This window comes from Methylobacterium sp. WL18, assembly GCF_008040015.1.
Classification (GTDB): domain Bacteria; phylum Pseudomonadota; class Alphaproteobacteria; order Rhizobiales; family Beijerinckiaceae; genus Methylobacterium; species Methylobacterium mesophilicum.
In genome coordinates this window covers 1-3,181 of the sequence record NZ_VRVD01000547.1, presented here as the reverse complement: position 1 = coordinate 3,181, position 3,181 = coordinate 1, and the positions used below count along the sequence as shown (strand labels likewise).

Annotated in this window: 3 protein-coding genes and 1 pseudogene; 2 read left to right on the top strand and 2 right to left on the bottom strand. The window is 71.8% G+C overall.

Going from position 1 to position 3,181, the window contains the following annotated elements; genetic code table 11:
- Positions 1-193 (bottom strand): annotated as a pseudogene (locus FV228_RS24730) (dihydroorotate dehydrogenase (quinone)); the annotation flags it as partial.
- Positions 190-540: a DUF952 domain-containing protein gene (locus tag FV228_RS24725; protein WP_147856976.1), complete on the bottom strand. Its 351-nt coding sequence runs from the start codon at positions 538-540 to the stop codon at positions 190-192. The gene FV228_RS24725 and the pseudogene FV228_RS24730, both read right to left, overlap by 4 nt.
- Positions 541-1,083: 543 nt before the next feature.
- Between FV228_RS24725 and FV228_RS24720 the strand changes: the two genes are divergently transcribed.
- Together FV228_RS24720 and FV228_RS24715 are read left to right on the top strand one after the other, a co-directional pair.
- A complete protein-coding gene (locus tag FV228_RS24720) occupies positions 1,084-1,716 on the top strand; it encodes a helix-turn-helix transcriptional regulator (protein ID WP_147856975.1) in 633 nt (210 codons plus the stop codon).
- Positions 1,717-1,822: 106 nt separating this feature from the next.
- Positions 1,823-2,917 carry an ATP-binding protein gene (locus tag FV228_RS24715; protein WP_147856974.1) on the top strand — a complete coding sequence of 365 codons (1,095 nt, stop codon included), beginning with the start codon at positions 1,823-1,825 and terminating at the stop codon, positions 2,915-2,917.
- The last annotated feature ends 264 nt before the right edge of the window (positions 2,918-3,181 follow it).

Sequence of the window (3,181 nt, the reverse complement as noted above, 5' to 3'; positions counted from 1 at the left end):
TGTCGAAGCCAGCCGCGAGGCCGACCGGATTGGGGAAGCGGCGCCCGAGCAGGTCGACGGCTAGCCGCGGGTCGTCGGCGGCGGGCTTGACCGGGGGCAGCAGCGCCAGGGCACGCAGGGTCAGGTCGTGGGCGCTCTCGGCATCGAGGCGATGCAGCAGCGGGCGGACCAGCGGGAAGGCGGCGGCGATCATGCGCGCGGGATGCCTGCCGGCAGGACATGCCGCCCATCCGGGCCGAGGGGCAGGTCCTCCATCGACACCACCGCGGCGAGCGGCAGGTCGCCGTAGAGGTGCGGAAACAGCGCGCCGCCGCGCGACGGCTCGTAGACCAGGGCCGCGCCCAGAGTCTCGGCGTCCACGGCGATCAGCAGCAGGTCGGCCTGGCCGGCGAAGTGGCGGTCCGCCGTCTCGGCGGTCTGCTCGGCGGTGGAGAAGTGGATGAAGCCGTCCGCCCGGTCGACCGGCGCCCCGGTGAACCGGCCCGCCGCCTCGGCCTCGCGCCAGAGCGCACGCGGACAGATCTTGTAGATGAGCGCCATCGGCATTCCCTGGAAAGCGCAGCGTCCATAGCCCATCGCTCCGGGGACCGGAACCAGCGCGGTTGGATTGTGCCGGCCGACGCATGCGTCACAGGCTATCCCGCGAGCGCCTCCGAGGCATTGCAGAGGCAGCGCTCACGACAACTCCGTCATCCCGGGGCCGCGGAGCGGAGCCCGGGATGACGGGGTGGATCCTGGATACGGCCTTGGACATCCGGAAGCCGCGGCAGGCCTGTCTCCGGACGACCCGCCCACCAGCGACCGCGCCGCCGGCCGGCAACAACCGGAAACCAGATCGATTCCAAGGGCGATTGCATTCTGCAGGTTGTAGTTCTACTTTCCTACGTCTAGGCTGAGCGTCACAGGACCGTGTCCGAAACGGGTCACTCGGGCCGGGGCGTTGCGCTCTTCAGTATCTCGCTCTCCTCGGGCGGTTTCCGTCCGAATCCTCCGGGGAGACTGCCTCTGTGCCTCCGCGGCAGCCGGCAGCCGGCTGGCGAGACGGGGGTGCCGGCCCGCTCACGTTGAGCCTTCGAGCCCGACATGCTGTCTCACGAGCAGATCTGGAACGCCATCGACCGCCTGGCGGAGCGCCACGGCTACTCCGCCTCGGGGCTCGCCCGCCGTGCGGGCCTCGATGCCACGAGCTTCAACCGCTCCAAGCGGATCGGTGCCGACGGGCGCAAGCGCTGGCCCTCCACGGAATCGGTCTCGAAGGTGCTGGCCGCCACCGGCGCCAGCCTGGACGAGTTCCTGCGCCTGATCGAGGCCCGGGAGATCCCGGCCCGCACCATGGTGCCGTTGATTGGCCTGACCCAGGCCGGGGCCGGGCGCCTGTTCACCGACGAGGGCATGCCCACCGGCGGGGCCGGCTGGGAGGAGATCGAGTTCCCCGACCTCGGCGAGGAGCGTGCTTTCGCGTTGGAGATCCAGGGCGATTCCATGCAGCCGCTGTTCCGCGACGGGGACGTGCTGATCGTCTCGCCCACGGCCAGCGTGCGCAAGGGCGACCGCGTCGTGGTGCGCCTCCACGGCGGCGAGGTCCTCGCCAAGGAGTTGCGGCGGCGCACCGCCCGGACCGTGGAGCTGGTCTCGCTCAACCCGGAGCACGAGGACCGGGTCCTCAATATCGGCGAAGTCGCCTGGATGGCCCGGGTGATGTGGGTCCGGCAATAGGCCACCATAGTCCCGGGACACAGCCGCCACACTTGGCCGCGAAGCGGTTCGCCGCTATCGCGGGCCTCGCCGCGGGTTTCCCGCACCCGCTCAGCTCGGACGCAGGATGACGCAGCCCGGGACGGATCACGGCGAGGCGGGCGGCCTTCTGACGGCGCAGGCCCGCGCGTTCCTCGACGCGCTGCCCACGCCCAGTCTCCTCATCGATGCGCAGGGTCGGGTCCGGTACGCCAACCCGGCCTTCGAGCGCCTGACCGGGCATCCGGCACAGGCGCTCGCCGAACGCGGCCTCGAGCCGATCCTGGCGAGCCGCGGGTCGGCGCCCGATCTCTCGGTCGACGCACCGCAGGAATTCCTGGCTCAGCGGTCGGACGGGACCAGCTTCTGGGCGAGCCTGACCCTGGAGCGCCTCCCTGGGACCGACGCGCGGATCGGGCAGATGCTCGACGTCACGGCGCGGCGGGAGGCCGAGGGCGCGCTGGCGCTGTCGCGGCAGCGCGAGGCTCTGGGGCTGCTCACCAACAGCGTCGCCCACGAGTTCAACAACTTCCTGCAGATCCTGATCGGCTACATCGACGGGCTGAAGCGCCGCCTGGGCGACCGCCCCGAGCCGTTCATCCAGCGGGCGCTGGTCCGCTCAGCCGACGCCACCGAGCGGGCCGCGATCCTGACGCGCCAGCTCCTGGCGTATTCGCGCCGGATCGCCCCGGACGTGCGCGCGGTCGATCTCGACGCCATCGTGGCGGAGCTGGCGGAGCGCCTCGCGCCGGATTTCCCGGCCGGGATCCGCCTCGTGGTGAACCCGACGCCCGGGCTGCCCCGGGCGATCAGCAACCCGACGCAGGTCGAGTTCGCCCTGCGGCATCTGGTCGCCAACGCGTGCGAGGCCATGCCGGCGGGCGGGACGGTGACGCTCTCGACCTTCCGGGTCGATCCGGGCGACCGGGCCCTGCACCAGCCCGGGCCGGGCACCGTGGGGATCCAGGTCGGCGATACCGGGCCGGGCATGTCGCCCGAGATGCTCGCCCGGGCGCTCGCGCCGTTCCAGACCAGCCGCGAGGCCGGACGGGGCGCGGGCCTCGCCATCGTGCACGGCCTGATGAAGCGCCAGAACGGCACGATCACCATCGACAGCCAGCCCGGCGAGGGCACCCGGGTCCGCCTCGGCTTCCCGGCGGCGCCGGACCGGACGCTGCACTGACGCGACGGTCGGCGACAAACGTCATCACGACATCGAGAGGCGCGGACTAAAACCCGCGCTGAGCCGTCACCATATAATCGTCGGCGGCTCTCGCCACTCGGTTCTCGTCCTCAGAGGCGCGTACATGCTCACCCAATTCTCGCGTCGTCGGCGCACGGCCGCCTTCCTGGCGCTCGCTGCTGCCCTGACCGTCGCGGCGCCCGTCGCAGAAGCCCGTCCGGGCGGCGGCGGGTCCTTCGGTTCGCGCGGGTCGCGGACCTACAC

Bases quoted from the DNA above. Each gene is read 5' to 3' on its own strand.
- FV228_RS24715 (WP_147856974.1), top strand. From the start codon at position 1,823: ATGACGCAGCCCGGGACGGATCACGGCGAGGCGGGCGGCCTTCTGACG.
- FV228_RS24720 (WP_147856975.1), top strand. From the start codon at position 1,084: ATGCTGTCTCACGAGCAGATCTGGAACGCCATCGACCGCCTGGCGGAG.
- FV228_RS24725 (WP_147856976.1), bottom strand. From the start codon at position 540: ATGGCGCTCATCTACAAGATCTGTCCGCGTGCGCTCTGGCGCGAGGCC.